Annotated in this window: 24 protein-coding genes; 16 read left to right on the plus strand and 8 right to left on the minus strand. The window is 61.6% G+C overall.

What is annotated here, in order from left to right:
* From grrM to grrP, 3 genes are read right to left on the minus strand one after another with little or no spacing between them, the layout of a single operon-like run.
* Positions 1–1,173, minus strand: a complete 1,173-nt coding sequence (gene grrM / locus SynA1528_RS02850) for a cyclophane-forming radical SAM/SPASM peptide maturase GrrM/OscB (RefSeq protein ID WP_286187876.1) — start codon at positions 1,171–1,173, stop codon at positions 1–3.
* 8 nt (positions 1,174–1,181) lie between these two features.
* Positions 1,182–1,568, minus strand: a complete 387-nt coding sequence (grrA, locus tag SynA1528_RS02855; protein ID WP_186587600.1) for a GrrA/OscA1 family cyclophane-containing rSAM-modified RiPP — start codon at positions 1,566–1,568, stop codon at positions 1,182–1,184.
* Positions 1,569–1,614: 46 nt separating this feature from the next.
* Entirely contained in the window at positions 1,615–2,385 is a 771-nt protein-coding gene (gene grrP, locus SynA1528_RS02860; RefSeq protein WP_286187877.1) for an extracellular substrate binding-like orphan protein GrrP, read from the minus strand.
* Between the two features lie 268 nt (positions 2,386–2,653).
* Here grrP and SynA1528_RS02865 point away from each other — a divergent pair, with 268 nt between their 5' ends.
* Complete coding sequence (locus SynA1528_RS02865) at positions 2,654–3,733, plus strand: trypsin-like peptidase domain-containing protein (RefSeq protein WP_502707719.1); 1,080 nt, start codon at positions 2,654–2,656, stop codon at positions 3,731–3,733.
* A gap of 37 nt (positions 3,734–3,770) precedes the next feature.
* Positions 3,771–4,490, plus strand: coding sequence for a ribose-5-phosphate isomerase RpiA (gene rpiA, locus SynA1528_RS02870; RefSeq protein WP_186587603.1), 720 nt, complete (start codon positions 3,771–3,773; stop codon positions 4,488–4,490).
* Here the strand turns inward: rpiA and hisD are convergent.
* Positions 4,483–5,796 carry a histidinol dehydrogenase gene (hisD, locus tag SynA1528_RS02875; RefSeq protein ID WP_186587604.1) on the minus strand — a complete coding sequence of 438 codons (1,314 nt, stop codon included), beginning with the start codon at positions 5,794–5,796 and terminating at the stop codon, positions 4,483–4,485. The genes rpiA and hisD overlap by 8 nt on opposite strands.
* A 95-nt stretch (positions 5,797–5,891) precedes the next feature.
* On the opposite strand from hisD, the gene rpsT reads away from it, so the two are divergent.
* The 7 genes from rpsT to rlmN all read left to right on the plus strand — a co-directional run bounded on the left by rpsT (position 5,892) and on the right by rlmN (position 17,917).
* Positions 5,892–6,188 (plus strand): 30S ribosomal protein S20, encoded by a 297-nt coding sequence (gene rpsT, locus SynA1528_RS02880; protein ID WP_186587605.1) that lies wholly within the window; start codon positions 5,892–5,894, stop codon positions 6,186–6,188.
* 47 nt (positions 6,189–6,235) lie between these two features.
* On the plus strand, positions 6,236–7,024 hold the full coding sequence (locus tag SynA1528_RS02885) for a TatD family hydrolase (protein ID WP_186587606.1): 789 nt from the start codon (positions 6,236–6,238) through the stop codon (positions 7,022–7,024).
* A 277-nt stretch (positions 7,025–7,301) separates the two neighbouring features.
* Positions 7,302–10,595, plus strand: coding sequence for a DNA-directed RNA polymerase subunit beta (gene rpoB / locus SynA1528_RS02890; RefSeq protein ID WP_186587607.1), 3,294 nt, complete (start codon positions 7,302–7,304; stop codon positions 10,593–10,595).
* Positions 10,596–10,645: 50 nt separating this feature from the next.
* Entirely contained in the window at positions 10,646–12,550 is a 1,905-nt protein-coding gene (gene rpoC1, locus SynA1528_RS02895) for a DNA-directed RNA polymerase subunit gamma (protein ID WP_186587608.1), read from the plus strand.
* 47 nt (positions 12,551–12,597) lie between these two features.
* Complete coding sequence (locus tag SynA1528_RS02900) at positions 12,598–16,689, plus strand: DNA-directed RNA polymerase subunit beta' (protein WP_186587609.1); 4,092 nt, start codon at positions 12,598–12,600, stop codon at positions 16,687–16,689.
* Between the two features lie 35 nt (positions 16,690–16,724).
* On the plus strand, positions 16,725–16,877 hold the full coding sequence (locus SynA1528_RS02905; protein ID WP_186587610.1) for a CAB/ELIP/HLIP family chlorophyll-binding protein: 153 nt from the start codon (positions 16,725–16,727) through the stop codon (positions 16,875–16,877).
* Positions 16,874–17,917 carry a dual-specificity RNA methyltransferase RlmN gene (gene rlmN, locus SynA1528_RS02910; RefSeq protein WP_186587611.1) on the plus strand — a complete coding sequence of 348 codons (1,044 nt, stop codon included), beginning with the start codon at positions 16,874–16,876 and terminating at the stop codon, positions 17,915–17,917. Before SynA1528_RS02905 ends, rlmN begins: the two co-directional genes overlap by 4 nt.
* Here the strand turns inward: rlmN and SynA1528_RS02915 are convergent.
* Complete coding sequence (locus SynA1528_RS02915) at positions 17,905–18,603, minus strand: sulfotransferase family protein (protein WP_222930190.1); 699 nt, start codon at positions 18,601–18,603, stop codon at positions 17,905–17,907. The genes rlmN and SynA1528_RS02915 overlap by 13 nt on opposite strands.
* A 68-nt stretch (positions 18,604–18,671) precedes the next feature.
* Here SynA1528_RS02915 and SynA1528_RS02920 point away from each other — a divergent pair, with 68 nt between their 5' ends.
* Complete coding sequence (locus tag SynA1528_RS02920; protein ID WP_186587613.1) at positions 18,672–20,435, plus strand: sodium:solute symporter family protein; 1,764 nt, start codon at positions 18,672–18,674, stop codon at positions 20,433–20,435.
* Positions 20,436–20,440: 5 nt separating this feature from the next.
* The gene (locus SynA1528_RS13185) at positions 20,441–20,566 is read left to right on the plus strand and encodes a DUF8624 family small hydrophobic protein (RefSeq protein WP_286187878.1); all 126 of its coding nucleotides are present in this window, start codon (positions 20,441–20,443) and stop codon (positions 20,564–20,566) included.
* A gap of 34 nt (positions 20,567–20,600) precedes the next feature.
* Here the strand turns inward: SynA1528_RS13185 and SynA1528_RS02925 are convergent, their stop codons facing one another.
* Positions 20,601–21,377: a P-loop NTPase family protein gene (locus tag SynA1528_RS02925; RefSeq protein WP_186587614.1), complete on the minus strand. Its 777-nt coding sequence runs from the start codon at positions 21,375–21,377 to the stop codon at positions 20,601–20,603.
* A 42-nt stretch (positions 21,378–21,419) separates the two neighbouring features.
* Complete coding sequence (locus SynA1528_RS02930) at positions 21,420–22,475, minus strand: hypothetical protein (protein WP_186587615.1); 1,056 nt, start codon at positions 22,473–22,475, stop codon at positions 21,420–21,422.
* A gap of 74 nt (positions 22,476–22,549) precedes the next feature.
* Here SynA1528_RS02930 and SynA1528_RS02935 point away from each other — a divergent pair, with 74 nt between their 5' ends.
* From SynA1528_RS02935 to SynA1528_RS02955, 5 genes are all read left to right on the plus strand, one after another.
* Positions 22,550–23,359, plus strand: coding sequence for a HEAT repeat domain-containing protein (locus tag SynA1528_RS02935; RefSeq protein ID WP_186587616.1), 810 nt, complete (start codon positions 22,550–22,552; stop codon positions 23,357–23,359).
* Positions 23,360–23,453: 94 nt separating this feature from the next.
* Positions 23,454–23,657 carry a DUF2997 domain-containing protein gene (locus SynA1528_RS02940; RefSeq protein ID WP_186587617.1) on the plus strand — a complete coding sequence of 68 codons (204 nt, stop codon included), beginning with the start codon at positions 23,454–23,456 and terminating at the stop codon, positions 23,655–23,657.
* Positions 23,657–24,049: a DUF1257 domain-containing protein gene (locus SynA1528_RS02945; RefSeq protein WP_186587618.1), complete on the plus strand. Its 393-nt coding sequence runs from the start codon at positions 23,657–23,659 to the stop codon at positions 24,047–24,049. The genes SynA1528_RS02940 and SynA1528_RS02945 overlap by 1 nt, the downstream gene beginning before the upstream one ends.
* Before the next feature lie 14 nt (positions 24,050–24,063).
* On the plus strand, positions 24,064–24,408 hold the full coding sequence (locus SynA1528_RS02950) for a ferredoxin (RefSeq protein ID WP_186587619.1): 345 nt from the start codon (positions 24,064–24,066) through the stop codon (positions 24,406–24,408).
* On the plus strand, positions 24,408–25,610 hold the full coding sequence (locus SynA1528_RS02955) for an aldo/keto reductase (protein WP_186587620.1): 1,203 nt from the start codon (positions 24,408–24,410) through the stop codon (positions 25,608–25,610). The genes SynA1528_RS02950 and SynA1528_RS02955 overlap by 1 nt, the downstream gene beginning before the upstream one ends.
* A gap of 1 nt (position 25,611) precedes the next feature.
* On the opposite strand, the gene SynA1528_RS02960 is transcribed toward SynA1528_RS02955, so the two are convergent.
* Positions 25,612–26,343 carry a 16S rRNA (guanine(527)-N(7))-methyltransferase RsmG gene (locus SynA1528_RS02960; protein ID WP_186587621.1) on the minus strand — a complete coding sequence of 244 codons (732 nt, stop codon included), beginning with the start codon at positions 26,341–26,343 and terminating at the stop codon, positions 25,612–25,614.
* Positions 26,344–26,352 lie beyond the last annotated feature (9 nt).

The following is a 26,352-nucleotide window of genomic DNA, read 5'->3' on the forward strand; positions in this document are numbered from 1 at the left end:
TCAGTGGGTTGGTTGGGGGGTGAGCGGAGGTCCGGCTTCGAAGCGTTCCAACAGCACCTGAACAGGGATCTGGGTGCCGAAGCGGCAAGCGTTGGTCTCGCTGGAGGCGAGGCTGCCGTGTTCCCAGAATTTGTTGCTGCCGTTGCCGCCACCGCAGAGGCCGAAGTATTTACAGCCGTTGTGGCAGGTCTCCACACCGCGGCTCATGTCCGCGAAGAGGCGCTGGAAGTGATCGGTCTGGGTGGACTCCACCAGAGACACGTCCTTCAGGTTTCCCAGGTTGAAGGTGCCGTAGCGATCGCTGGCTACCGAGAGGAGCTCAGGGTCGAAAGTGGAGAAGTTCCCCTGCCAGTCGACGCTGAGGATGGAGAAGGGGCGGTTCAGTTCGTTCTGGGTCATGCGTTGGTTCCCCTGGATCAGGCTGATCACCTGCTGGAACTCGCGCAGAACCACGGGGTAGCCGTCCTGTTCGCTGAGGTGCCAGAAAGCCCTCAGAAAATCGCGGTACTTGGCCTCCATGGCTGAGCCCTGCATGGAGGAGCTGGTGTGAATGCCCTCCTGCTCTTCCACGTTGAAGCCGACATCGTTGATGCCGTGATCGCGGAAGAAGCGGTACATCCGCTCCGGCTGCTCCATGGCATCGGCGGTGAGCACCGAGATGCAGTGGAAGGGCACATCGTTGCGATGCAGAGCTTCAATCCCCTTCATCGCCAGAGAGTGGGAACCGCGCCCGTTGCGGAAGCAGCGGTGGGCGTCGTGAATCTCTTCCGGACCATCCACGCTGATGCCCACCACGATGCGGTTGCGGTGGAAGCAATCGCACCAGGCGTCGTTGATCAGCGTGGCGTTGGTCTGCAGGTGCTGGGTGAACTCCAGCCCTTCGGCACCATGCTCAGCAAGGCTGCGCTGCAGGATCACCGTGGCCTGGTCGTACCAACTTGTGGGCAAGGTGAGGGGTTCGCCGGCGTGCCACACCAGCGAAAACTCGGGGCCGGCGTAGGGGCTCTCGAGGATGCGCTGCACCAGTAAGGGCAACAGCTCGAGATCGAAGACCCGTTTTTTCTGCCGATCGGGCAGGTAGCAGTAGGAGCAATCGAGATTGCACAGCGCGATGGACTGCACCACCACAAGGCCGATGGGCCCGAACCGGTTGAGGTCGGGCCCAGTTTTCAATGAACTGATCACCAGTTGACGAAGCCTCCGCCGCCGTTGCCCCAGGCACCGCCGCCGTTGCGCCAACCACCGTGGTAACCGCCGTTACCCCAGGTGGGACGGCTGTTGCTCCACTTGTTGCCGCCTTTGCCGTTCTTCCATTTGCCACTCCCGTAGCTGTTGCCGAACTTGTGGCCGCCGCCATTGCCCCACTTGCTCTTGGCGACTAGCTCACCATCGTTGTCGATCGTCTTCAGCAGGGAGCTCCAGTCGCCGTTACGAACGGAATCGATGCGGGCCTCGATGCTGTTGGCAAGGGAATCAGGCGCCACGTAGGTGGAACCGGCCTCTGCGCTCTGGCAGAGAACGGCACTGGATGCGATGAGGGCCTGGAAGGCGATGAGGGAACGGTTCATGGCGAATCAGTTGGCGGTTTGGAGACGTCATGTTTGAAAATCGTGGTCAGCTCCCCGGGGTGACCACGGTGGAGATTTCTGCAGTGATGCTCAGGATGAGCCCATACAGGGAACTGATTCCCGAACGGGTCAGGCCAACGCTGCTGCCAGGGCCGATCCAGCGATCCACCATCTCTCTGGTGCCAGCGTCACCATCCATGTAGGCCTGCATCATCTGGCCGATGGCGAGATTGGCCTGGGACAGAAGCTTGCCGTTGTTCTGGCTGACGATGCAGCCGACGCCTGAACGTCCGTAGGGGCGGAACGGCAACAGGGCTGTTGTTTCGGGGCTGCTGTTGGCAGCCAGCCAGAGTGTTCCTCCTCCAAGGATGGGAACCTCGCCGCTGTTGTAAGCGCTCAGTGCTTCGGCGGGGGTGTCGAAAGCCTTGAACGTGGCGTCTGGAATCACACTCTCCAAAACCTTGGCTGAGGCACTGTCCTTAACGACACCAATGGTTTGCTCCTTGAGCGAGTCCGGTGTCCCATCGACGGTGGTGTCGCTGGAGGTCAACAACCGTGTTCCACTTACACCAAAGGGAAGGCTGTAGCTCAATTGGGTGGAACGGTCCCAGGTGAAGGCGACCCCACAGGCGATGTCCGCTTTACCGGTGATCACTGCGTCGATCCCGTCCTTGACCGTGGAAGCCACTTGATAGCTGACCTGGCCACGGCCGGATTGCATGCGGATCTGTTCGAGGACATCGACGCCGAATCCCTCGTAGCCGGAGTCGGTTTTGCTGTAGAGGGGCTTGACTTCCTCGAAGATCACAGCATTCAAGGTGCCAGCAGCAGGTGACTGTTCAGTTGTCTTGGTCGCTTCACGTTCCGCAGATGGTTGGCCTGAGCACGCTGAGAGCAGAGCTATGGCTGCAAGGGCTAAGGCGGCGCGTAGCTGCATAAAACAATTGCTCCTCCAGTCGTTTAAGTGACGGAATCAACGTTTTGACTGTTGGTTGGATCACAGCGGAAAAAGTTGTCCGATTCGGACCGTTGCTCGATTCCTCTACAACGGGTCAAGGAACGACGCGCCGCTGATGTTGAAACGAATGGCACAGGCTCTCAGCAGCGTTCTGGTGCTGTTGATCGGGCTGCAACCGGCAGCGGCGTTGGAGCACAGCTTTGTGGCGGATGCCGTTGGCAAGGTTGCCCCGGCGGTCGTGCGGATCGATACCGAGCGCACGGTGGAGCGCCAGCCGTTTGATCCAACCCTGATCGACCCGTTGCTGCGCGATCTGCTCGGCGATCCGCCGGTCGGCCAGGAACGGGAGCGAGGCCAGGGGTCTGGCGTGGTGATCGATCCCGAAGGCCTGGTGCTGACCAATGCCCATGTGGTGGATCGGGTGGAAACCGTGAGCGTCACGCTGGCGGATGGTGACCAGCTGGATGGGCGGGTTGTTGGCACGGATCCCGTCACCGATCTCGCCCTGGTTCGCCTCGATGCCAATGCCCTGCCACCGCAGGCTCCCCTCGGTGATTCCGAGGCGATGCAGGTGGGCGACTGGGCCATCGCCCTCGGGACTCCCTACGGCCTGGAACGAACGGTGACGCTTGGCATCGTCAGCAGCCTGCACCGCAATATCAACAGCCTTGGCTTCTCCGACAAACGGCTGGATCTGATCCAGACCGACGCCGCCATCAATCCCGGCAATTCCGGAGGCCCTCTGGTGAATGGCGACGGCGAGGTGATCGGCATCAACACCCTGGTGCGGTCTGGACCCGGCGCCGGTCTCGGCTTTGCGATCCCGATCAACCTGGCCCGGAGGGTCGCGGATCAGCTGCTTCAGGACGGTGAAGTGGTGCACCCCTACATCGGACTGCAGCTGGTGGGGTTGACCGCTCGCATCGCCCGTGAGCACAACCGCGATCCCAATGCCCTGGTGCAACTTCCCGAGCGCAATGGCGCCCTGGTGCAGAGCGTTCTGCCGGACGGACCCTCCGACAAGGCGGGCCTGCGTCGTGGTGACCTGGTGATCGCCGTGGATGAGCGCCCCGTTGAGGACCCCCAGGCCTTGCTGGAGGTGGTCGATGCGGCCCTGGTTGGGACTCCTCTCCCCCTGAAGCTGCTGCGCAACGGCCGCGAGATCAGCCTCTCGGTGAAGCCGGCCCCCTTACCGGGTCTGGCCTGAAACCCTTGCTACGGTCGCGCCCAGCCAATCCGGTTTGATGGCCGATCTCCAGAACCAGATGAAGCAGGCGGTGGCCGATGCCGCCGTTGAGCAGATCAAGGACGGCATGGTCCTGGGACTGGGGTCCGGATCCACGGCGGCCCTGATGATCAAGGCTCTCGGGGCGAAGCTGGCCAGTGGTGCGCTGAAAGACATCGTCGGTGTCACCACCTCCTTTCAGGGTGAGGTCCTCGCCACCGAGCTGAACATCCCTCTTCTCAGCCTCAATGCAGTGGATCGCATCGATCTGGCCATTGATGGCGCCGATGAGGTGGACCCTGGTTTTCAGCTGATCAAAGGCGGCGGCGCCTGCCACGTTCAGGAGAAGCTGGTGGCGGCACGCGCCGAGCGGTTTGTGGTGGTGGTGGATTCCACCAAATTGGTGGAGCGTCTGAACCTTGGATTTCTGCTGCCCGTGGAAGTGCTGCCCGGGGCCTGGCGTCAGGTTCACCAGCAGCTGTCTGCCCTTGGAGGCCAAGCCGAGCTGCGCATGGCGCAGCGCAAAGCCGGCCCGGTGGTCACCGATCAGGGCAACCTCGTCCTTGATGTGACGATGAACGGTGGCATCTCCGATCCCGCGGCTCTGGAATCAACGGTGAACAACATTCCCGGCGTTCTCGAGAACGGCCTGTTTGTTGATCTCGTCGATGAGGTGCTGGTTGGAGAGATCACCGATGGCAAGGCTGGCGTCCGCAGCCTCGAGAAGCGGCTCAGCTGAGCCGCTTGCGAACGGATTCGGCATGGCTGTGAAGTCCTTCGCTTTCAGCCAGTTCACACACCGCTGAGGCCGTGGCCTCTAGGGCCGCGCGGTTGAACTGGATCATCGAGGAGTGGCGCATGAACGTTTCCACGCTGAGGGCACCGCTGAAGCGGGCTGCGGCACAGGTGGGCAATGTGTGGTTGGGGCCAGCCAGGTAGTCGCCGACCGCCTCCGGTGACCAGGGGCCCAGGAAGATGGCCCCGGCATGTTGGATCCGATCGGCCAGGGCTTCCGGACGCTCCACCAGCAGCTCCAGGTGCTCGGGGGCAAAGCTGTCACTGAGCTGGGCGCAGGTCTCGAGGTCGTCACAGACCACCACCAGTCCCCAGTCCCGCAGGGATGCCTCGCAGATGTCGCGACGGGGGTGCGTCTCCAGCTGTTCGGAGATGGTGGCGCCGATCACGTCAGCAAGCTGGTGCGAGGTGGTGATCAGCACGGAGGAGGCGAGGGGATCGTGCTCCGCCTGGGCCAGCAGATCGGCCGCCACCTGCTCTGGTTTGGCGGTGTGGTCTGCGATCACCAGCACTTCGCTGGGACCGGCCAGGGAGTCGATCCCCACCTGGCCGTAGACCGCCTGCTTGGCCAGGGTGACGTAGATGTTCCCGGGGCCGCTGATCACATCCACCTTGGGCACGCTTTCGGTGCCGAAGGCCATGGCGGCGATGGCCTGGGCGCCACCAAGGCGCATCACCGTGTGCACGCCGGCCAGATACGCCGCTGCCAGCACCACGGGATTCACCTGACCATCGGCACCGGCGGGGGAGCAGATCACAACCTGGTCAACGCCGGCCACACGGGCCGGGACCGCGTTCATGAGAACGGTGCTGGGGTAGGCAGCGCGTCCACCGGGCACGTAGAGCCCCGCCCGCTGCACCGGCCGCCAGCGGCGTCCCAGCTGCTCGCCGTGGGCCCCTTCCATACGGATGTCCTGAGGACGCTGGCGCTGGTGAAATTCGCTGATGCGGCGATGGGCCAGTTCGAGGGCGTCCCGCAGGTTGTCCGGCAGGTCCTTCCAGGCTTGTTCAAGCTGCTGCTGCGGCACCGCAACAGGATCGGGACGGAATCCGTCGAAGCGCTCGGTGAACTCGCACAGGGCAGCATCACCGCGCTCACGAACCGCCGTGAGGATGGACTTAACCCGGTCCTGCACCTCTTTTTGTTGGCCGCTCTTGGTGCGACGGGTCAACCGTTGCAACTCAGCCTCAGCCTGTTGAACATCCCGGACGCAGCGCAGGGGAAAGGCCAGGGATCGGCTCTCGGACAAGGCGAAGGCTGGTAGGCAGTGCGATCAAGCTAGAACCTGAGAGCATCAGCTCCCGGGGAGTAAGGTGTTGGATTGTTCGCAACGTTCCAGCCTCAGTGGCCAATAACTCAGCAGCTAAAAAGCGGATCGAGATCGCAGAGCGCAACCGCCTGCGGAACCGCACCTACAAATCCGCCCTGCGCACCCTGATGAAGCGCTGCTTTGTCGCCTGCGCGGACTACTCCAAAAACCCCGGAGACGAAGCCAAAGCCTCTGTTTCCGCGTCGATGAACGCTGCTTTCAGCAAGATCGATAAAGCGGTGAAGGTGGGTGTGCTGCACCGCAACAACGGAGCCCATCAGAAATCCCGTCTCAGCGCCACGGTCCGCAAGGTTCTCGAACCCTCCAGCTGATTCAGCGAAGCCGGCAGAATGGGGGCGAAAGCGCGTTTCGCCCCTCTGTGTCGTCCACTCCAACGTTGATTGACAGCCACTGTCACATCGTTTTTCGAAACTTCGACGAGGACCTCGACGAGGTGGCATCGCGCTGGCGCGAAGCGGGAGTCAAGGCGTTGCTGCATGCGTGCGTCGAGCCCTCTGAAATTCCGGCGATCCGGGCACTGGCTGATCGCTTCCCGGAAATGCGTTATTCCGTCGGGGTTCATCCCTTGGACACGGAACACTGGCGCGACGACACCGTTGCCGTGTTGCGACGGGCGGCCCTTGAGGATGAGCGGGTTGTTGCCATCGGCGAGCTGGGGCTCGATCTGTTCCGTGACAAGAACCTCGAGGAACAACTGCAGGTTCTCCGTCCTCAGCTGGATCTGGCGGTGGAGCTGGATCTGCCGGTGATCATCCACTGCCGCGATGCCGCTGAGCCCATGCTCGAGGAGCTGCGCTCCCGCGTTCCGGACGGCCGTTGCCCGCGAGGGGTCATGCACTGCTGGGGCGGAACCCCCGCTGAGATGGACGGCTTTCTGGAGCTGGGTTTCTACATCAGCTTCAGCGGCACGGTGACCTTCCCGAAGGCTGTTCCCACCCATGACTGTGCGCGACAGGTGCCGGAGGATCGTTTTTTGGTGGAAACCGATTGCCCGTTTCTGGCGCCTGTGCCCCGACGGGGCAAACGCAATGAACCTGCCTTTGTGGCGTCGGTGGCCAGCAGGGTCGCTGATCTCCGCGGTGTCGACCTCGACACTGTGGCCACCAGCAGCACAGCCAACGCCCGTCGATTGTTCGGGCTTCCCTAACCGGAGTGGAGACAAACAAAGGCTGATGTGTAAGATGTTGTATTGGCCTGGCCATGGATCCGGTTCGCCGAATCCGTGGAGCCCGAAGCGTCCATTCCCTTCCGGTGCACTTGTCGTCGTCAGCTGATCTGACCCTCGATCTCTGAGCGCAATAGCGGCGCTGCCGGTCCCCTCATCGGGACAGGTGGCCGCCGCTTTTGCTGCGTCGGAGTGATGTGGTTGAGCTGATGGTGTTTGTCCAGGTCGTGTCCCTTTCGTCCTCTCTGCCGGTCCCCGCATGAGCAGCAGCGCGATTCAGGTCGCCAAGACCGCCACCTATCTCCCCGATTTGGTGGAGGTGCAGCGGGCCAGCTTCAAGTGGTTTCTGGATCTGGGCCTGATCGAGGAGCTTGAGAGCTTCTCCCCCATCACCGACTACACCGGCAAGCTTGAGCTGCATTTCATCGGTAGCGAGTACCGACTGAAGCGTCCCCGCCACGATGTGGAAGAGGCAAAACGTCGTGATGCGACCTTTGCCTCGCAGATGTATGTGACCTGTCGCCTGGTCAACAAAGAGACCGGTGAAATCAAGGAGCAGGAGGTCTTCATCGGCGAACTGCCGCTGATGACCGAGCGAGGCACCTTCATCATCAACGGTGCCGAACGCGTGATCGTGAATCAGATCGTGCGTAGTCCCGGTGTCTATTTCAAAGATGAAATGGACAAGAACGGACGCCGTACCTACAACGCCAGCGTCATCCCCAACCGCGGCGCCTGGCTCAAGTTCGAAACCGACAAGAACAGCCTCCTCCACGTCCGCGTCGACAAGACCCGCAAGATCAATGCCCACGTGCTGATGCGCGCCATGGGGCTGTCGGACAACGATGTGCTCGACAAGCTGCGGCACCCGGAGTTCTACAAGAAGTCGATTGATGCCGCCAACGATGAGGGCATCAGCTCGGAAGACCAGGCCCTGCTGGAGCTCTACAAGAAGCTTCGTCCTGGTGAACCGCCCTCGGTGAGTGGTGGTCAGCAGCTGTTGCAGACCCGTTTCTTTGATCCCAAGCGCTACGACCTCGGTCGGGTCGGCCGCTACAAGATCAACAAGAAGCTGCGCCTCACCATCCCCGACACGGTGCGCACCCTCACCCATGAGGACGTGCTGTCCACGCTCGATTACCTGATCAACCTCGAGCTGGATGTCGGCGGCGCCAGCCTCGATGACATCGATCACCTGGGGAACCGTCGCGTTCGTTCTGTGGGTGAACTCCTTCAGAACCAGGTGCGCGTGGGCCTGAACCGCCTGGAGCGGATCATCAAGGAGCGGATGACGGTTGGCGAAACCGATTCGCTGACCCCAGCCCAGTTGGTGAACCCCAAGCCCCTGGTGGCGGCGATCAAGGAGTTCTTCGGCTCCAGCCAGCTGAGCCAGTTCATGGACCAGACGAACCCTCTGGCTGAGCTGACCCACAAACGACGGATCTCCGCCCTTGGACCCGGCGGTCTCACCCGTGAGCGTGCCGGCTTCGCCGTCCGCGACATTCACCCGTCGCACTACGGCCGTCTCTGTCCGATCGAGACGCCGGAAGGTCCCAACGCCGGCCTGATCAACTCCCTGGCCACCCATGCCCGGGTGAATGAGTACGGCTTCATCGAAACTCCGTTCTGGAAGGTGGAGAACGGGGTGGTCCTCAAGGAAGGTGACCCCATCTACCTGTCCGCCGACCGCGAGGATGAAGTGCGCGTGGCCCCGGGCGATGTCGCCACCGATTCCGATGGACGGATCACGGCCGATCTGATTCCTGTCCGCTATCGCCAGGACTTCGAGAAGGTGCCGCCCGAGCAGGTGGACTACGTCGCCCTGTCGCCGGTTCAGGTGATCTCGGTCGCTGCATCTCTGATTCCCTTCCTGGAGCACGACGACGCCAACCGTGCCCTGATGGGGTCCAACATGCAGCGTCAGGCTGTGCCGCTGCTGCGTCCTGAGCGTGCCCTGGTGGGCACGGGCCTGGAAACCCAGGTGGCCCGCGACTCCGGCATGGTGCCGATTTCACGGGTCAATGGCACCGTGATTTTCGTGGATGCCACCGCCATCGTCGTCCAGGACGACGAGGGGCAGGAGCACACCCACTACCTGCAGAAATATCAGCGTTCCAACCAGGACACCTGCCTCAACCACCGTCCGATCGTCCGCTGCGGCGATCAGGTGATCGTTGGTCAGGTGATGGCGGATGGCTCCGCCTGCGAGGGCGGTGAAATCGCTCTGGGTCAGAACGTTCTGATCGCCTACATGCCCTGGGAGGGATACAACTTCGAGGACGCCTTGCTGGTGAGCGAGCGTCTGGTGACCGACGACCTCTACACCTCGGTGCACATCGAGAAATACGAGATCGAGGCGCGCCAGACCAAGCTCGGACCCGAGGAGATCACGCGCGAGATTCCCAATGTCGCCGAGGAAAGCCTGGGCAACCTCGACGAGATGGGCATCATTCGCGTCGGTGCCTTCGTGGAAAGCGGCGACATCCTGGTGGGCAAGGTCACGCCGAAGGGCGAGTCGGACCAGCCGCCGGAAGAGAAGCTGCTGCGGGCGATTTTCGGTGAGAAGGCCCGCGACGTTCGTGACAACTCCCTGCGGGTGCCCGGCACCGAGCGTGGACGCGTGGTCGACGTGCGGATCTACACCCGTGAACAGGGTGATGAACTGCCCCCTGGCGCCAACATGGTGGTTCGGGTCTATGTGGCCCAGCGCCGCAAGATTCAGGTGGGCGACAAGATGGCCGGCCGCCACGGCAACAAGGGCATCATCAGCCGCATCCTTCCGCGGGAGGACATGCCTTACCTGCCGGATGGCACCCCGGTGGACATCTGCCTCAACCCCCTGGGTGTGCCGAGTCGGATGAACGTCGGCCAGGTGTTCGAGCTGCTGATGGGCTGGGCTGCTTCAAACCTCGATTCCCGCGTGCGGATCGTGCCTTTCGATGAGATGCACGGTGCCGAGATGTCCCAGGAAACCTGCGAAGCGTTCCTCAAGGAAGCCGCCAAGCAACCCGGCAAGGCCTGGGTCTACAACCCCGACGACCCTGGAAAGCTGGTGCTGCGGGATGGCCGCACCGGTCAACCCTTTGATCAGCCTGTGGCCGTGGGCTATTCCCACTTCCTCAAGCTGGTGCACCTGGTGGATGACAAGATCCACGCCCGCTCCACCGGTCCCTACTCCCTGGTCACCCAGCAGCCCCTGGGTGGTAAGGCGCAGCAAGGTGGTCAGCGTCTGGGTGAGATGGAGGTGTGGGCTCTTGAGGCCTATGGCGCCGCCTACACCCTGCAGGAACTGCTCACGGTCAAGTCCGACGACATGCAGGGCCGCAACGAGGCGCTCAACGCCATCGTCAAGGGCAAACCGATCCCCCGCCCCGGCACGCCGGAATCCTTCAAGGTGCTGATGCGCGAACTCCAGTCCCTCGGACTCGACATCGCTGTGTACACCGATGAAGGCAAGGAAGTGGATCTGATGCAGGACGTGAACCCCCGCCGCAGCACTCCAAGCCGTCCCACCTACGAATCCCTCGGCGTCGCGGATTACGACGAGGACTGACGGATCGAACGGATCACAACGACTGAAAGACCTTCCTCCAACCGCCGTCCATGACCAACAGCAACCTCCGCACCGAGAACCACTTCGACTACGTCAAGATCACCCTCGCCTCACCGGAACGGGTGATGGAGTGGGGCCAACGCACCCTGCCCAACGGTCAGGTGGTTGGTGAGGTCACCAAACCGGAGACCATCAACTACCGCACCCTGAAGCCCGAAATGGACGGGCTGTTCTGCGAAAAGATCTTCGGTCCCTCCAAGGACTGGGAATGCCACTGCGGCAAATACAAGCGTGTTCGTCACCGCGGCATCGTCTGTGAACGCTGTGGTGTGGAGGTCACCGAAAGCCGGGTGCGCCGTCACCGGATGGGTTTCATCAAGCTGGCGGCTCCGGTGTCCCACGTCTGGTATCTGAAAGGCATTCCCAGCTATGTGGCCATCCTTCTGGACATGCCTCTGCGGGATGTCGAGCAGATCGTTTACTTCAACTGCTATGTGGTGCTGGATCCCGGTGACCACAAGGAGCTGAAGTACAAGCAGCTGCTCACCGAGGACGAATGGCTGGAGATCGAGGACGAGATCTACGCCGAGGAATCCGAGATCGAGAATGAGCCCGTGGTGGGCATCGGTGCTGAGGCGCTGAAGCAACTTCTCGAAGACCTCAACCTCGAGGAAGTGGCTGAGCAGCTGCGCGAGGAGATCAACGGCAGCAAGGGCCAGAAGCGGGCCAAGTTGATCAAGCGTCTCCGGGTGATCGACAACTTCGTGGCCACCAGCGCCCGTCCGGAGTGGATGGTGCTGGATGTGATTCCGGTGATTCCTCCCGATCTGCGCCCCATGGTGCAGCTCGACGGCGGTCGTTTCGCCACCAGTGATCTCAACGATCTCTACCGGCGGGTGATCAACCGCAACAACCGCCTGGCACGTCTGCAGGAAATCCTCGCCCCGGAAATCATCGTCCGTAACGAGAAGCGGATGCTGCAGGAGGCCGTCGACGCCCTGATCGACAACGGTCGCCGCGGCCGCACCGTGGTGGGTGCCAACAACCGCCCGCTCAAGTCACTGAGCGACATCATCGAGGGCAAGCAGGGTCGTTTCCGTCAGAACCTTCTCGGTAAGCGGGTCGACTACTCCGGTCGTTCCGTGATCGTGGTCGGCCCCAAGCTGAAAATGCACCAGTGCGGTCTGCCCAAGGAGATGGCGATCGAGCTGTTCCAGCCGTTCGTGATCCATCGTCTGATCCGCCAGAACATCGTCAACAACATCAAGGCGGCCAAGAAGCTGATTCAGCGCGCCGATGATGAGGTGATGCAGGTGCTGCAGGAGGTGATCGACGGTCACCCGATCATGTTGAACCGGGCCCCGACCCTGCACCGTCTCGGCATCCAGGCCTTCGAACCGAAGCTTGTGGATGGTCGCGCCATCCAGCTCCACCCGCTGGTCTGCCCCGCCTTCAACGCCGACTTCGACGGTGACCAGATGGCCGTTCACGTGCCCCTGGCGATCGAAGCGCAGACCGAGGCCCGCATGCTCATGCTGGCCAGCAACAACATCCTGTCGCCGGCCACCGGTGAGCCGATCGTGACCCCGTCTCAGGACATGGTGCTCGGCTCCTATTACCTGACGGCTCTGCAGCCTGGGGCTGAGCAGCCTGATTTCGGAGATCGCAGTCGCACCTACTCCAGCCTTGAGGATGTGATCCATGCCTTCGAGGACACCCGCATTGGTCTGCACGACTGGGTGTGGGTGCGCTTCAGCGGCGAGGTCGAAGACAACGATGAACTCGACAAACCCATCAAGAGCGAAACCCTCAGCGATGGGACCCGCATCGAGCAGTGGACCTACCGCCGTGATCGTTTCGATGAAGACGGTGCCCTGATCAGCCGTTACATCCTCACCACGACGGGCCGGGTGGTGATGAACCACACGATCATCGGCGCGGTGGCCGCCGCCTGAGTTTTTTCTCCTTCCGAACGACCTCCTCCTCTCACCCGCGCGCAGCCATGACCTCCTCCAGCAAATCCAGCAAGTCCCGCAAGTCCAGCAAGGCCGCCAAGGACGCGGCTCCTGCTCTTGAGAGCGCTTCCCGCCCCCTCAGCAAGACTCCGCCACCGTTCCGAAACCACATCGTCGATAAACGGGGGCTCAAGCAGCTGGTCGCCTGGGCTTACAAGAACCACGGCACGGCGGTCACCTCATCGATGGCCGACAAGCTCAAGGATCTCGGCTTCCGTTATGCCACCCAGGCGGCCGTTTCGATCTCTGTGAACGACCTCCGTGTTCCCGAGGCGAAAAAGGCCTTGCTGGGAGAAGCCGAAGAGCAGGTCACGGCCACGGAGGAGCGTTATCGGCTGGGTGAGATCACGGAGGTGGAGCGGCACACCAAGGTCATCGACACCTGGACCGAGACCAATGAGCGATTGGTGGATGCGGTCAAGAAGAACTTCAACCAGAACGCACCGTTGAATTCGGTCTGGATGATGGCCAACTCCGGCGCCAGGGGAAACATGTCCCAGGTGCGGCAGCTGGTGGGCATGCGGGGCCTGATGGCCAACCCCCAGGGCGAGATCATCGACCTTCCGATCCGCACCAACTTCCGCGAAGGCCTCACGGTCACGGAGTACGTCATCTCCTCCTACGGCGCCCGCAAAGGTCTGGTGGACACCGCTCTTCGCACCGCCGACTCGGGCTATCTGACCCGCCGTCTGGTGGACGTGGCTCAGGACGTCATCGTTCGCGAAGACGATTGCGGCACCACGCGCCACATCGTGGTGGAGGCTGAGGATGGCCGCTTCGGCAATCGCCTGGTCGGCCGCCTCACGGCATCCCAGGTGGTGACTGCTGAGGGTGAGGTGCTGGCGGAGCGGGATACCGAAATCGATCCACCCCTGTCCAAACGCATCGAAAAGGCCGGTGTCACCGCGGTGAGCGTCCGCTCTCCTCTCACCTGCGAGGCCAACCGTTCCGTCTGCCGTAAGTGCTACGGCTGGGCCCTGGCCCACAACGAACTGGTCGACCTCGGCGAAGCCGTTGGCATCATTGCCGCCCAGTCCATCGGTGAGCCCGGTACGCAGCTCACCATGCGCACCTTCCACACCGGTGGTGTGTCCACGGCCGAGACCGGTGTGGTGCGTTCCGTTGTGGAAGGCACCGTTGAGTTCTCGGCCAAGGCCAGGGTTCGCCCCTACCGCACGCCCCATGGCGTCAATGCCCAACAGGCCGAGGTTGACTTCAACCTCTCCATCAAGCCCACTGGAAAAGGCAAGACCCAGAAAATTGAGGTCACCAACGGTTCACTGCTGTTTGTTGAGAACGGTCAGACCATCGAGGCTGATGTGACCGTTGCTCAGATCGCCGCTGGTGCGGTGAAGAAGAGCGTTGAGAAAGCCACCAAGGACGTGATCTGCGATCTGGCCGGTCAGGTGCGTTACGAGGAGGCGATCCAACCCCGGGAGGTCACCGACCGTCAGGGCAACATCACCCTCAAGGCGCAGCGTCTGGGCCGGATGTGGGTGCTGGCTGGTGATGTCTACAACCTGCCGCCCAACGCCCAGCCTGTCGTTCAGGGCAACACGGGGGTCACCGAGGGGCAGGTCCTGGCGGAAGCCAGTCAGCGCAGTGAGTACGGCGGTGATGTGCGCTTGCGCGACTCCATCGGCGATTCCCGTGAGGTACAGATCGTCACCACGGCGATGACCCTCAAGGATTTCAAGCTGCTGGAGGAGTCCACCCACTCCGGTGAGATCTGGAATCTGGAAGCCAAGGACGGCACCCGCTACCGGTTGAACACAATCCCTGGCAGCAAGATCGGCTCCGGTGAGGTGATCGCTGAGCTGGCCGATGACCGTTTCCGCACTGGAACCGGCGGTCTGGTCAAGTTCGCTCCAGGTCTGGCGATCAAGAAGGCCCGCTCCGCCAAGAACGGCTACGAGGTCAACAAGGGCGGCACCCTGCTCTGGATCCCCCAGGAAACCCACGAGATCAACAAGGACATCTCCTTGCTGATGATCACCGACGGGCAGTGGATCGAAGCAGGCACGGAGGTGGTGAAGGACATCTTCAGCCAGACCGCCGGCATCGTCACCGTCACTCAGAAAAACGACATCCTGCGCGAGATCATCGTCCGCAGTGGTGATTTCCACCTCAGCTCCGACAGCAAAGCCCTGGAGCGTTTCGAGGGTGATGGCCAGATGGTGAACCCCGGTGAGGAAATCGCCAAGGGGCTCAGCAGCGAGGAGATGAAGTACGTCCAGACCGTGGAGACCCCTGAGGGCAAAGGTCTGCTGCTGCGTCCCGTCGAGGAATACACCATCCCCAACGAGGCGCAACTGCCTGAGCTGTCCTATGTGAAGCAGGCCAATGGCCCTCACCTGGGCATCAAGGCCACCCAGCGCCTGGCCTTCAAGGACAACGAACTGATCAAGTCCGTTGAGGGTGTTGAACTGCTCAAGACCCAGCTGATCCTGGAGACCTTCGACACCACGCCTCAGATGACCGTGGACGTGGAAAAGGCCCCGGACAAACGGGCCAAGACCATCTCCCGTCTGCGTCTGGTGATCCTCGAGTCGATCCTGGTGCGTCGCGACACCATGTCCGACTCCAGCCATGGCTCCACCCACACCGAGCTGCAGGTGGAAGACGGCATCTCGGTCAAGGCTGGGGATGTGATCGCCACCACCCAGATCCTGTGCAAGCAGGCGGGTGTTGCGCAGTTGCCTGAAGCCACCGAGGCCGACCCTGTCCGTCGTCTGCTCGTCGAGCGTCCTGAGGACACCACCACCCTGAGCACCTCCGGCAAACCGGTGGTCACCGTTGGTCAACGCATCGTCGATGGCGAACTGCTGGCCGATGGCGAGCCGTCCGACTGCTGCGGTGAGGTGGAAGGCGTTGACGGCAACAGCGTGACCCTGCGTCTGGGCCGTCCATACATGGTGTCGCCCGACTCTGTCCTGCACGTCCGTGACAGCGATCTGGTTCAGCGCGGTGATGGTTTGGCCCTGCTGGTGTTTGAACGCCAGAAGACCGGCGACATCGTTCAGGGTCTGCCCCGAATCGAGGAACTGCTGGAAGCCCGGCGTCCGCGTGAGTCGGCAGTGCTCTGCAAGAAGCCCGGCACGGTGGAGATCAAGCAGGGTGAGGACGACGAGTCGCTCATGGTCACCGTCATCGAGGCCGATGACGCCATCGGTGAGTACCCGATTCTTCTGGGTCGCAACGTGATGGTCAGCGATGGCCAGCAGGTCACCGCCGGCGAGCTGCTGACCGATGGTCCGATCAACCCACACGAGTTGCTCGAGTGCTTCTTTGAAGATCTCCGCAGCCGCAAGCCGCTGATGGAAGCGGCTCAGGAAGCGATCGCCAATCTGCAGCACCGTCTGGTGACCGAGGTGCAGAACGTTTACAAGTCCCAGGGCGTGTCGATCGACGACAAGCACATTGAGGTGATAGTCCGCCAGATGACCAGCAAGGTGCGGGTCGAGGACGCCGGTGACACCACCCTGCTGCCCGGTGAGCTGATCGAACTGCGTCAGGTGGAGGACACCAACCAGGCCATGGCGATCACCGGTGGCGCTCCCGCCGAGTTCACCCCGGTGCTCCTGGGGATCACCAAGGCCTCGCTCAACACCGACAGCTTCATCTCCGCTGCCTCCTTCCAGGAGACCACGCGTGTGCTTACGGAAGCTGCCATCGAAGGCAAGAGCGACTGGCTGCGGGGCCTCAAGGAGAACGTGATCATCGGTCGCCTGATCCCTGCAGGCACCGGCTTCAGTGGCTTCGAAGAGGAGCTCCAGAAGGAGGCCGGCCCTCACCCGGACATCCTCTCGGAGGATCCCGCCGGTTACCGCCGCATGCAGAACCTCCGTCCCGATTACACGGTGGAGATGCCTCCGGCTGCCAGCTCCACGGCAGTTCTGGACGACCCCAGCGATGCGGATCTTGAAGCAACCCGCACCCGTCACAACATCGACCCCAACACCAGCAACTTCGCAGCGTTCGCTCGCCCGGACGCCGACAATGAGCTGAAGGAGGAGCAGGTCGTTGACGCTGAAGCCGTTGAAGGGCTTCAGGAAGAGGGTCTGCTTTCTGATGACTGATCACCGCCTCCTGCCATCCCATCGCTGATCCACCGATGCTTGAGCCCACCGACATCCCCCAGCGTCGTCTGCCGCGATTTGGCTTCCACGGTCACACCGAAAAGCTCAACGGGCGTGCTGCCATGCTCGGCTTCATCGCTTTGCTGGTGGTGGAGATCAAGCTGGGCCATGGTCTCCTGATCTGGTGAGCCGGATGTTGCTCGGCCGCAGCGCGGTCGAGCTGGAGAGCTGGGCGGTTGCTCAGGGGCAGAAGCCCTTTCGTGGGCGGCAGCTCCATGACTGGCTCTATGCCAAGGGGGCCCGATCCCTGGCGGACATCACCGTGCTCCCCAAGGCCTGGCGGGCATCCCTCAAGGCGGAAGGGGTTGAGGTGGGCCGCCTCAAGGAGGTGCACCGTTCAGTCGCAGCCGATGCCACAACGAAATTGCTGTTGTCCACCGATGACGGCGAGACGATTGAAACTGTCGGAATTCCCACCGATCAACGACTCACGGTGTGTGTCTCAAGCCAGGTGGGGTGTCCGATGGCCTGCCGTTTCTGCGCGACGGGCAAAGGCGGCCTGCAACGCTCTCTGCGGACCCACGAAATTGTTGATCAGGTGCTGAGTGTGCGGGAGGTGATGGACCGCCGCCCCTCCCACATCGTGTTCATGGGCATGGGGGAGCCACTCCTCAACAGCCAGGCGGTTCTGGATGCCATCCGCTGCCTCAACGACGACCTTGGGATCGGTCAACGTCGCATCACGGTGAGCACCGTTGGTGTTCCGAAAACGCTTCCACAACTCGCAGAACTGGCTCTGGACACCCTGGGTCGAGCCCAGTTCACCCTGGCGGTGAGCCTTCATGCCCCCAACCAAGCCCTGCGGGAAGAGCTCATCCCCACGGCTCATGCCTATCCCTATGAGGCCTTGCTGGAGGACTGTCGTCACTACCTGGCCGTCACCGGCCGTCGCGTCAGTTTTGAGTACATCCTTCTTGGCGGTTTGAACGATGCCCCCGAGCACGCCGCCGAACTGGCGGACCGGGTGGGGGGCTTCCAGAGCCACGTGAACCTGATCGCCTACAACCCAATTGAGGAGGAGGAGTTTCAACGCCCCACCCGCTCCAGAATTGAGACCTTCCAGCGTGTGCTCGAGCGTCGTGGTGTGGCCGTCAGTCTGCGAGCCAGCCGCGGCCTGGATCAGAACGCTGCCTGCGGTCAGTTACGGCGTCAACGTCAGGGGAGCTGAGCGGCGGTGAGCTTTTGATGGAGCTGGATGTCGAGTCCGTAGGTCATTTCGAATTGGCGTTGCACCCGTTCGAGCAGTCGAATGGATTGAGATTGATTGCTCTCTCCCTTTCGACTGCTGTTGAGGTGGGGGAGTTCTCGGCTTATGGGAATATCACGTTGCAACATCTGCTCGTTTAGGCGCTGCCAGTCTGTCCTCATAGATTCGATGCAGCCGATGAAGTCGGGAAGCTTTCCTTTTGAGTCGCTGATCAGGAAAGTCTGCGGTTGGGTATGAACATCCATCGCATCAAGGCTCAGGCTGCACGTGAGCTCAACAAATTCACTGAAGCTCATGGTCTTGTCATATCCAAGACGCTTCATCGCCGGAAAGACCGATGGACGCAGAACCTTTTCTCGATAACAAGAGTGAAGTCTTTGTAGTGGTTCTCGGATGAATGTAAAGCAAAAAACTTTTTTGCGAAGGGCTGTGTATTTTTCAGATTTTAAAAATTTTGCTTCTGTGGTGCAGTTTTTCCAGAAGCGATCGTTTGTTGGTTCCAGTGCTCGTTCAGTGCGTGGATTGGTCGTTGGTACTGCTTGTATGAGTTCAGATAGAGCTGTTTTGATCGATGTGTTTGCGCACTTTGGGACTCGTGCATAGACGAGCTTGTGATGGGGGATGTAAATAAAGCCTTTCCCTTTCACGATCGCCCCATTCTGTTTGGGCCGAACTTTACGAACCATCCCAGACTGATGCCTGAAGATGGCGGGTTATGGCACCGATCGACTGGGCACTGCTCGGGGCCTATCTGGTTCTGACGCTGGTGCTGGGGCTGTGGCTGGCCCGTCGCAACAGCGGTGAGGAGGACTACTTCGTTGCCGGTCGTCGTCTCAGTGGCTGGCTGGCTGGTGCATCGATGGCTGCGACGACGTTCTCCATCGACACCCCTCTCTATGTGGCGGGGTTGATCGGCAGCCGTGGACTGGCGGGGAACTGGGAGTGGTGGAGCTTTGGCCTGGCCCATGTGGCCATGGCTGTGGTGTTCGCGCCGTTGTGGCGTCGCAGTGGCGTGCTCACCGATGCGGCGTTCACGGAACTTCGTTACGGAGGCTCTGCCGCAGCCTGGTTGCGGGGGGTCAAGGCGTTCCTACTGGCTCTGCCGGTGAACTGCATCGGCATCGGCTATGCCTTTCTGGCCTTGCGCAAAGTGGTGGAAGCGCTGGGCATCGTCACCGGCGCGCCCGCGGCCTTCGGCGTGCCTGACACGTTGTGGCTCCTGGCCGTGGTGGCCTTGATGGTGCTGGCTTACACCGTGGCTGGTGGTCTCTGGGCCGTGGTGGTGACGGATCTGGTGCAGCTGGTGCTGGCGTTGCTCGGGGCCCTCGCCGTCGCCATTGCTGCGTTGCATGCCGCTGGCGGTATGGGAGGGCTGCTGGATCAGCTGGAGGGCATGAACCGCCCGGAGCTGCTGTCTCTCGTTCCCTGGTCCATCGAAGACGGCGGGGTGCATTGGTTGGAGGGAGCCGGCATCTCGGTTCCGATGTTCCTGGCCTACATCGCTATTCAGTGGTGGAGTTTCCGCCGCAGTGACGGTGGTGGTGAATTCATTCAACGCATGCTCGCCACCCGTGATGAACAGCAGGCGCGGTTGGCGGGTTGGGTTTTTCTGGTGGTGAATTATCTGGTGCGCAGCTGGCTGTGGGTGGTGGTGGCCCTGGCGGCGCTGGTGCTGCTTCCCGATCAGGGGGACTGGGAGTTGAGCTACCCCGCCTTGGCGGTGCAGCTGCTGCCTCCGGTGGCGTTGGGATTGGTGGTGGTGTCGCTGGTGGCAGCCTTCATGAGCACGGTGAGCACATCGGTGAACTGGGGGGCCAGCTACCTCACCCATGACCTCTACCAACGCTTCATCCGCCCGAGGGCTGGTTCTGGTGAGCTGCTGCTGGTGGGGCAGCTCACCACGGTTTTGCTGCTCATGCTGGGCGTGGTCACGGCCTTGATCAGCGACAGCATCGGCACCGTGTTCCGTCTTGTGATCGCCATCGGGTCCGGGCCTGGCGTCGTGTTGGTGTTGCGCTGGTTCTGGTGGCGGGTGAATGCGGCGGCGGAACTGGCGGCCATGCTCTGCGGTTTCGTCGTCGGTTTGCTCACCTCGGTGCTGCCCGTTGTGAGAATTGAGGATTACGGCCTGCGGCTGGCGGTGATCACTGGCGTTTCAGCGGTGGTGTGGCTGAGCGCCATGCTGCTCACCCCGCCGGAATCGGAGGCGGTGCTGGAAACCTTCATCCGTAAGGTGCAGCCACCCGGCCCCGGTTGGGCTCGGTTGCGGCAGCGCTTCCAGGTGGAGCCGCAGGAGAGCCTGTCAACGTTGCTGGCCCGGTTTGTGTGGTCCTGTGGGGTGTTGTTCGGTGGATTGATCGGAATCGGAGGATTTCTGCTGCATCAGCAGTTCAACGGTTGGGGCGGACTGGCGGTTCTTGTGGGCTCATGGCTGCTGTTGCGCCGCCTTCCCCAGCAGAATGGCGCTCGCATCGTCTGACGCCATTGTCTTTTTTTCGAACCACCCTCTTGCCGGCGCTGATTGTCGTGCTGTTCGGATTGGCGCTTGTGGCTGTCAGCGCCAGGATCTGGCTGCCGGGTGACATGCTGGCTCCAGCTCCGGTGGGGTGACAGGATCTGACAGCTCCTTGCTGAGCAACAGTGATTACCAGAGGTCGGCGTTGAGACCCTCGTTTTCATCATTGCTCTCGGATGATGAGTCGTTCTCTTCATCGGCATCGCTGTCAAGGGAATCATCTTCGGGGGTGTCTTTGATGTTGGCCAGGTACCAGCTTTGGCACGCATCAAAACGTCCCGAGTATGCGATTGTGCCGTTATGAAGAACGATGCCGTCCTGGCAATATTGCTGGAGAACGTTGTAATCCGTATGGGTCATAATCAGAGACTTTCCTGCAGTTCTCTCCCGCAGGGCCTGTTGGAGCCTCAACAATCGTTCTGATGTTGCATCAGACTTCCAGGCAAAGATCTTGGGGATGATGTAAGTGTCAAAGTCGAAGGCAAGGGCAACAGCAAGGTAAAACCTTGCCCGCATGAACTTGTTGTACACACGCAGGGGTTTATCGAAGAATCCCTCCTCCAGATCTGCCAGGGTTTGAATGACCTCGAGATCCCTGTTTCGCTGGCCGCCATGGCCGTACACACCTTGAAGGAAGGCAGCGTTCTGTCGACCCGTTAGTGAGCTCAGTAATCCACCACGAACACCGAGTGGCCAACTGACATTGGTGTTGATCGACACCTCACCTTTTTGAACGGATACAACTCCCGCTGCACACTCCAGTAGGGCGTGGGCTTCACGCATCGATGCAGAGATAACACCAACCCTCTGGCCTTCCATCAGCTGCCAGCTGAGGCCATTCAGCAAGCGTTTGGTTGTTTCTTTGGAGCCGCTGACCTCTCGAACCACGCCCTGAAGGTTGAGCAAAGGTCGGGTTGAGGAGGCAATCGTCATCCTGGGAAACAACCGTTAACCACCGTTGACGGTATCGGCAATCAACCGATCGCGTAAAGCGGTGAGTTGGCGGGTCTCCTCCTGTTGCTGATCCGACGCAATGGCAGTCGTCACGTTTTCGGGTTGAGCGGGGAAGAGGTCATCCCACTGCACGAATGGCCAGAAACACCGGCAGAACTCTGCATTCGAATGTGCGTAACGATCCCGGATGGTTTCCCGAAGCTCGGTGTCCAGACCATCAAAAGGCTGATTGGGCCATCCCTGCTGTCTGGCCAGGGTTTCGATCGCTGCTCTGAGTGCCTTGTCGTGCTTTCGGAGGATCTTGGGGTTCTGCTCTGTGAGGTGGGTCCCAATCGCTCGGGCGAGGGCAACCCCAAGGCGTCCTGGTTGCTGATTTTTGGAACGGGCCGGTCGACTTTGTTTTGCAACCTTCGCTGGTAAAGGCAGCTCCGCGAGCAACTGTTCGTAGGGGTCAGGGCGTGTCTGGATCGATCGGCCGTGGCAGTCCAGCGCAGAACCGAAGGGAATCATCACGGTCTCCACTGACACGTGATCCACGAGCCAGCCGAACAACGTCATCAAGTCACATTCACTGATGGTGCTCTCCGTCATCACCCGGGTCACGTAGGACTTGAAATCGCCGTGAACCGTTAAACGTTTGACCAGCTGGGTGTAGCGGGAGTTGAGGTAACTCTCCTGGTCGCGAATGAAGCCCACAACCTTCAATTTCCATCCATGGGCCTGCAGCTTTTCGGCCAGCCACAAGCCCCGCGGCTGGGACTTCAGGTTCACTGTTCTTGAAAGGGACCAGGACAGGGCCTCGTGGGAAACGAGCAGATGGCAGCCTCTGGTTTCGGCTCGGTTGAGCCAACGTCGCCAGGGTTTCCAGCGCCCGTTGGCAAGCGCGTCCAACAGAACACGATCCTGGGGCCGTCGCGCAGGCATCAGCAGGCCATGACGTCGCAAAAGTCCGCGGTTTTTGCGGAGTCGCTTCTGGATGTACGTCGAGGCCGTCTTGTGCATGCCGACATGCAGCACCACGGTCCGCTCGATGGCTGGCTGCGCGGACATGACCGTCTCAGAGAGACTTGGATTCTCCATGATCGAACTGTCGTGGAGACGGACTGTCGACCTACGATCCCAACATGAGCGAAAGCGACGCCCGGCAACGTGATCATGGGATGTCCGGACTCTCCGTCGATCCGGATTTACTGGCCGAGGAACTCGCGGCCGAACAGGACATCGACCCCCTTGATGCGATCGAGGCCGAAGGGTCTCCATTGGACTCTCAGGGTGTTGCGCGCGCCTGTGATCAAGGTCTGGTCTGGCTCGAGCAGGGTCATGACCAGCGTCTTCAGGGGCTGAGAATTTTCTGCGAACACCGTGATCCCCGGGCTGTTCCGCTGCTGCTCAGCCTGTTGACGCGCCCCTGCCCGGTGGAACGGATGAGCGCTGTCTATGCCCTCGGCCGCAATCCGTCCCCGCCGGCTGTCGACCCCCTGCTGAGCCTGCTGCAGTCAGACGGCAATGCCTACGTTCGTAAGGCCACGGCCTGGAGCCTGGGGAATTATCCCGATGCTCCAATTCTCAATCCGTTGATCCGAGCGCTGCAGACCGACGTGCCCGCGGTGCGGATCTGGTGTCCGGGGTCCCTCGCTGAAGCGGGGAGCCGCTCTCCGGCCAAGGCCGATCCGGCAGCCAGTCAATTGCTGGTCAGCCTGGCCATCGACAGCGAACCTGTGGTGCGCAGCAATTGCATCTGGGCCCTTGGGCGTCTTTACGAGCAATTGGTTGCTCCCAGGCAGTTGGAGCTGGTGGAGGCGCTTGTGTCGGCTCTGCTCCAAGACGAGGAAGCGTCGGTGCGGGATGAAGCGCGCACTGCCCTCGAGCAGCTGGAAGATCCAGCCGTTCTTGCTCGGCTGCAGACCTTGATTGATGAAGGTTTCCTGAGCTGATCGCTGCCGCCGGGCTTGTCGACAACCTGTAACGGTCATGGCGACGGTCTCCGCAGACCCCGATTAGCATTCGCGCCTCAGCGCTCCTTGTTGGATGCCTCAACGCACCGTTCGTTTCACGATTCGACCGGATGGTCGTGTGGAAGAACTGTTGGAAGGTGTGTCCGGAGAGGCGTGTCAACAGCTCACTGAGCGTCTGGAAGCTGCCCTAGGAACGGTTGAACGACGGGAATTCACCGCCGAAGCCTTCCAGCAGCCCGAGTTCCAGTCCCAGCCCCTACCGAATCACCTGCACTGATGTCGCACTTCAGCACCGTTAAAACCGAACTGCGTCAGCTCGAGCCTCTCGTGCAGGCCCTGGAGGATCTTGGCTTCAAGCCTGATCAAGGTGAACAACCCGTGCGCGGCTATCGCGGACAGACCGTGACCGCGGATCTCGCCGTTTCAATGGATCATGGTGGTGACCTCGGATTTCGTTGGAACGCCCAGACCGGCGCCTACGAACTGGTCACTGACCTTGATCTCTGGAAGCAGACCATCCCCGTCGAACGGTTTCTCTCCAAGCTGACCCAGCGCTACGCCCTCAACACGGTCCTCAGGGCCAGCGACTCGGAGGGTTTCCAGGTGGCTGAGCAACAGGTCAAACAGGATGGCTCCATCGAACTCGTGGTGACCCGCTGGGACGCCTGATTCCATCCGATCCGATGGATCCCTCGCTCGCGTTTTCGGCGTCAACCGACCAACCGATCGAACGTTCTGGATGTGAGCCACGGCTAGGGGGGGAGCTTCGCGAACGAGCGGTTTGGGTGGACGAATCCATCTGCATCGGTTGCCGCTACTGCGCCCACGTTGCGGGGAATACGTTTGTTGTGGAGCCTCATCTCGGTCGCTCCAGAGCGATTCGTCAGGATGGTGACAGCACGGAATGCATTCAGGAAGCCATCGACACCTGTCCTGTTGATTGCATCCATTGGGTGCCTTTTGAGGAACTCGACACGCTGCGCAGCGACCTGATTCGCCAGGATCTGCAACCACGCCCCAGGGGTTGATGCCCAACCTGCTCACCCGCCGTTTCGGTCGCACGGAGTTGTCCATTCCGGTGCTGTCTCTGGGTGGGATGCGTTTTCAACAGAGCTGGACGGATCTGCCCGCAGGCGAGATCAGCTCCGAGTCCCAGTCCAACCTGCAGGCGACGCTTCAGCGCGCGACGCAACTGGGCTTGCATCACGTCGAGACCGCCCGTCACTACGGCAGCTCAGAGCGCCAGTTGGGGTGGGCCTTGCCGGCAGCGCCGGATCCGACGCGGATTCTGCAGAGCAAGGTGCCCCCCCGCGAGGACCCGGATGCCTTTGAGGCCGAGCTGGCCCTCAGCTTCGAGCGGCTCGACTGCCAGCGTCTGGATCTGCTGGCCATTCACGGGATCAACCTGCCGGAGCATCTGGAGCAGACCCTGCGTCCCGGTGGCTGCATGGAGGTGGTGCGGCGGTGGCAGGCCGATGGGCGCATCGGTCATGTGGGTTTCTCCACCCACGGTCCCACCGACGTGATCGTCGCCAGCTGCGACAGCGGGGCCTTCGATTACATGAACGTCCACTGGTACTACATCCGCCAGGACAACGCGCCGGCGTTGGATGCAGCGCAGCGGCAGGACATGGGGGTGTTCATCATCAGTCCCACCGACAAGGGCGGCCATCTCCACACCCCATCCCAGCGTTTGCTGGAGCTGTGTGACCCGCTGCATCCCATCGTCTTCAACGATCTCTTCTGTCTGCGCGACCCCCGGGTGCACACCATCAGCGTTGGAGCGGCCCGACCGTCGGATCTGGATCTGCACCTCGAGGCTGTGGACCGGCTGGACCATGCCGATGGGCTGATTGAGCCGGTGCATCGACGTCTGCAACAGGCTGCAGAGGCGGCTCTGGGACAGGCCTGGTTGAACAGCTGGCGCATCGGGCTTCCCCGTTGGCAGGACACGCCTGGAGAGATCAACCTTCCCGTGCTGCTCTGGCTGCACAACCTCCTCGAGGCCTGGGATCTGGAGAGTTATGCCCGGGCCCGTTACCGGTTGCTGGGCAGTGGTGGCCATTGGTTCGCCGGAGCCAATGCCGATGCTCTCGACGAGCGGGTCTCCATCACTGAGCTGGATGCCGTTCTGCAGGCCAGTCCATGGCGACAGCAGATCCCAGACATCCTGCGCGCATTGAAGTCCAGGCTGGCGGGTGAGGCGCAGATGCGTCTCAGCAGCGTCTGATTCAGTCCCCCAGGGGTTGCCGGCTGGGAACACCCACAGCGCGTGGAAATTGGCGGGGACAGGGGCTGACCGGTTGCACTCTGATCAGGTGGCGCACGCCACGCTCCGCCGGGAGCTGGCAGCGCTGGCTGGAGCTCAGTTGAGATTTGAGCGGTAGGAGTGCGCGTTTCAGCTGATGTTGGTCCGCTTCGCCCCACTGGCCGCGGTACAGCAGAGCATTCCCCTCGGTTTTCAGCAGCGGCACGAGATATTCCGCCACCACCGGTGCAGCGGCCACCGCCCGCGCCATCGCCAGATCGAAGCCTCCCCGCAGGGTCCTGTCGTGGCCGGCGCTTTCGATGCGGTCCGTCCGCACGCTGACCCGCTCACGCAGTCCAAGGGCATCCACCATGGCCTGCACGGCAGCGGTCTTGCGGCCAACGGAATCCAGCAGCGTCATCCGGGTGCCGGGCATGGCGATGGCCACGGCGAGTCCTGGAAACCCACCCCCGGTGCCCACGTCAATGGCCATTCGGCTCTGATGGGGCGTGCCCAGTTCTGTTCGCAGCGGCCAGAGGCTGTCGAACACCTGGTTGATCCAGTAGTCGTCCCCCTCCACCAGGCGCGTCAGGTTGACCCGACTGTTCCAACTGCGCAGCTGATCCTGAAGAGCCTTCAGCTGATCGAGCTGCGAGGGCTCAGGTGTCCAGCCGAGCGCCTCCCAGAACGCGGCTCCTGGCGAGGAGTCGGGCATGGGGTGCTG

This window comes from Synechococcus sp. A15-28 (assembly GCF_014280175.1).
Lineage (GTDB): Bacteria > Cyanobacteriota > Cyanobacteriia > PCC-6307 > Cyanobiaceae > Parasynechococcus.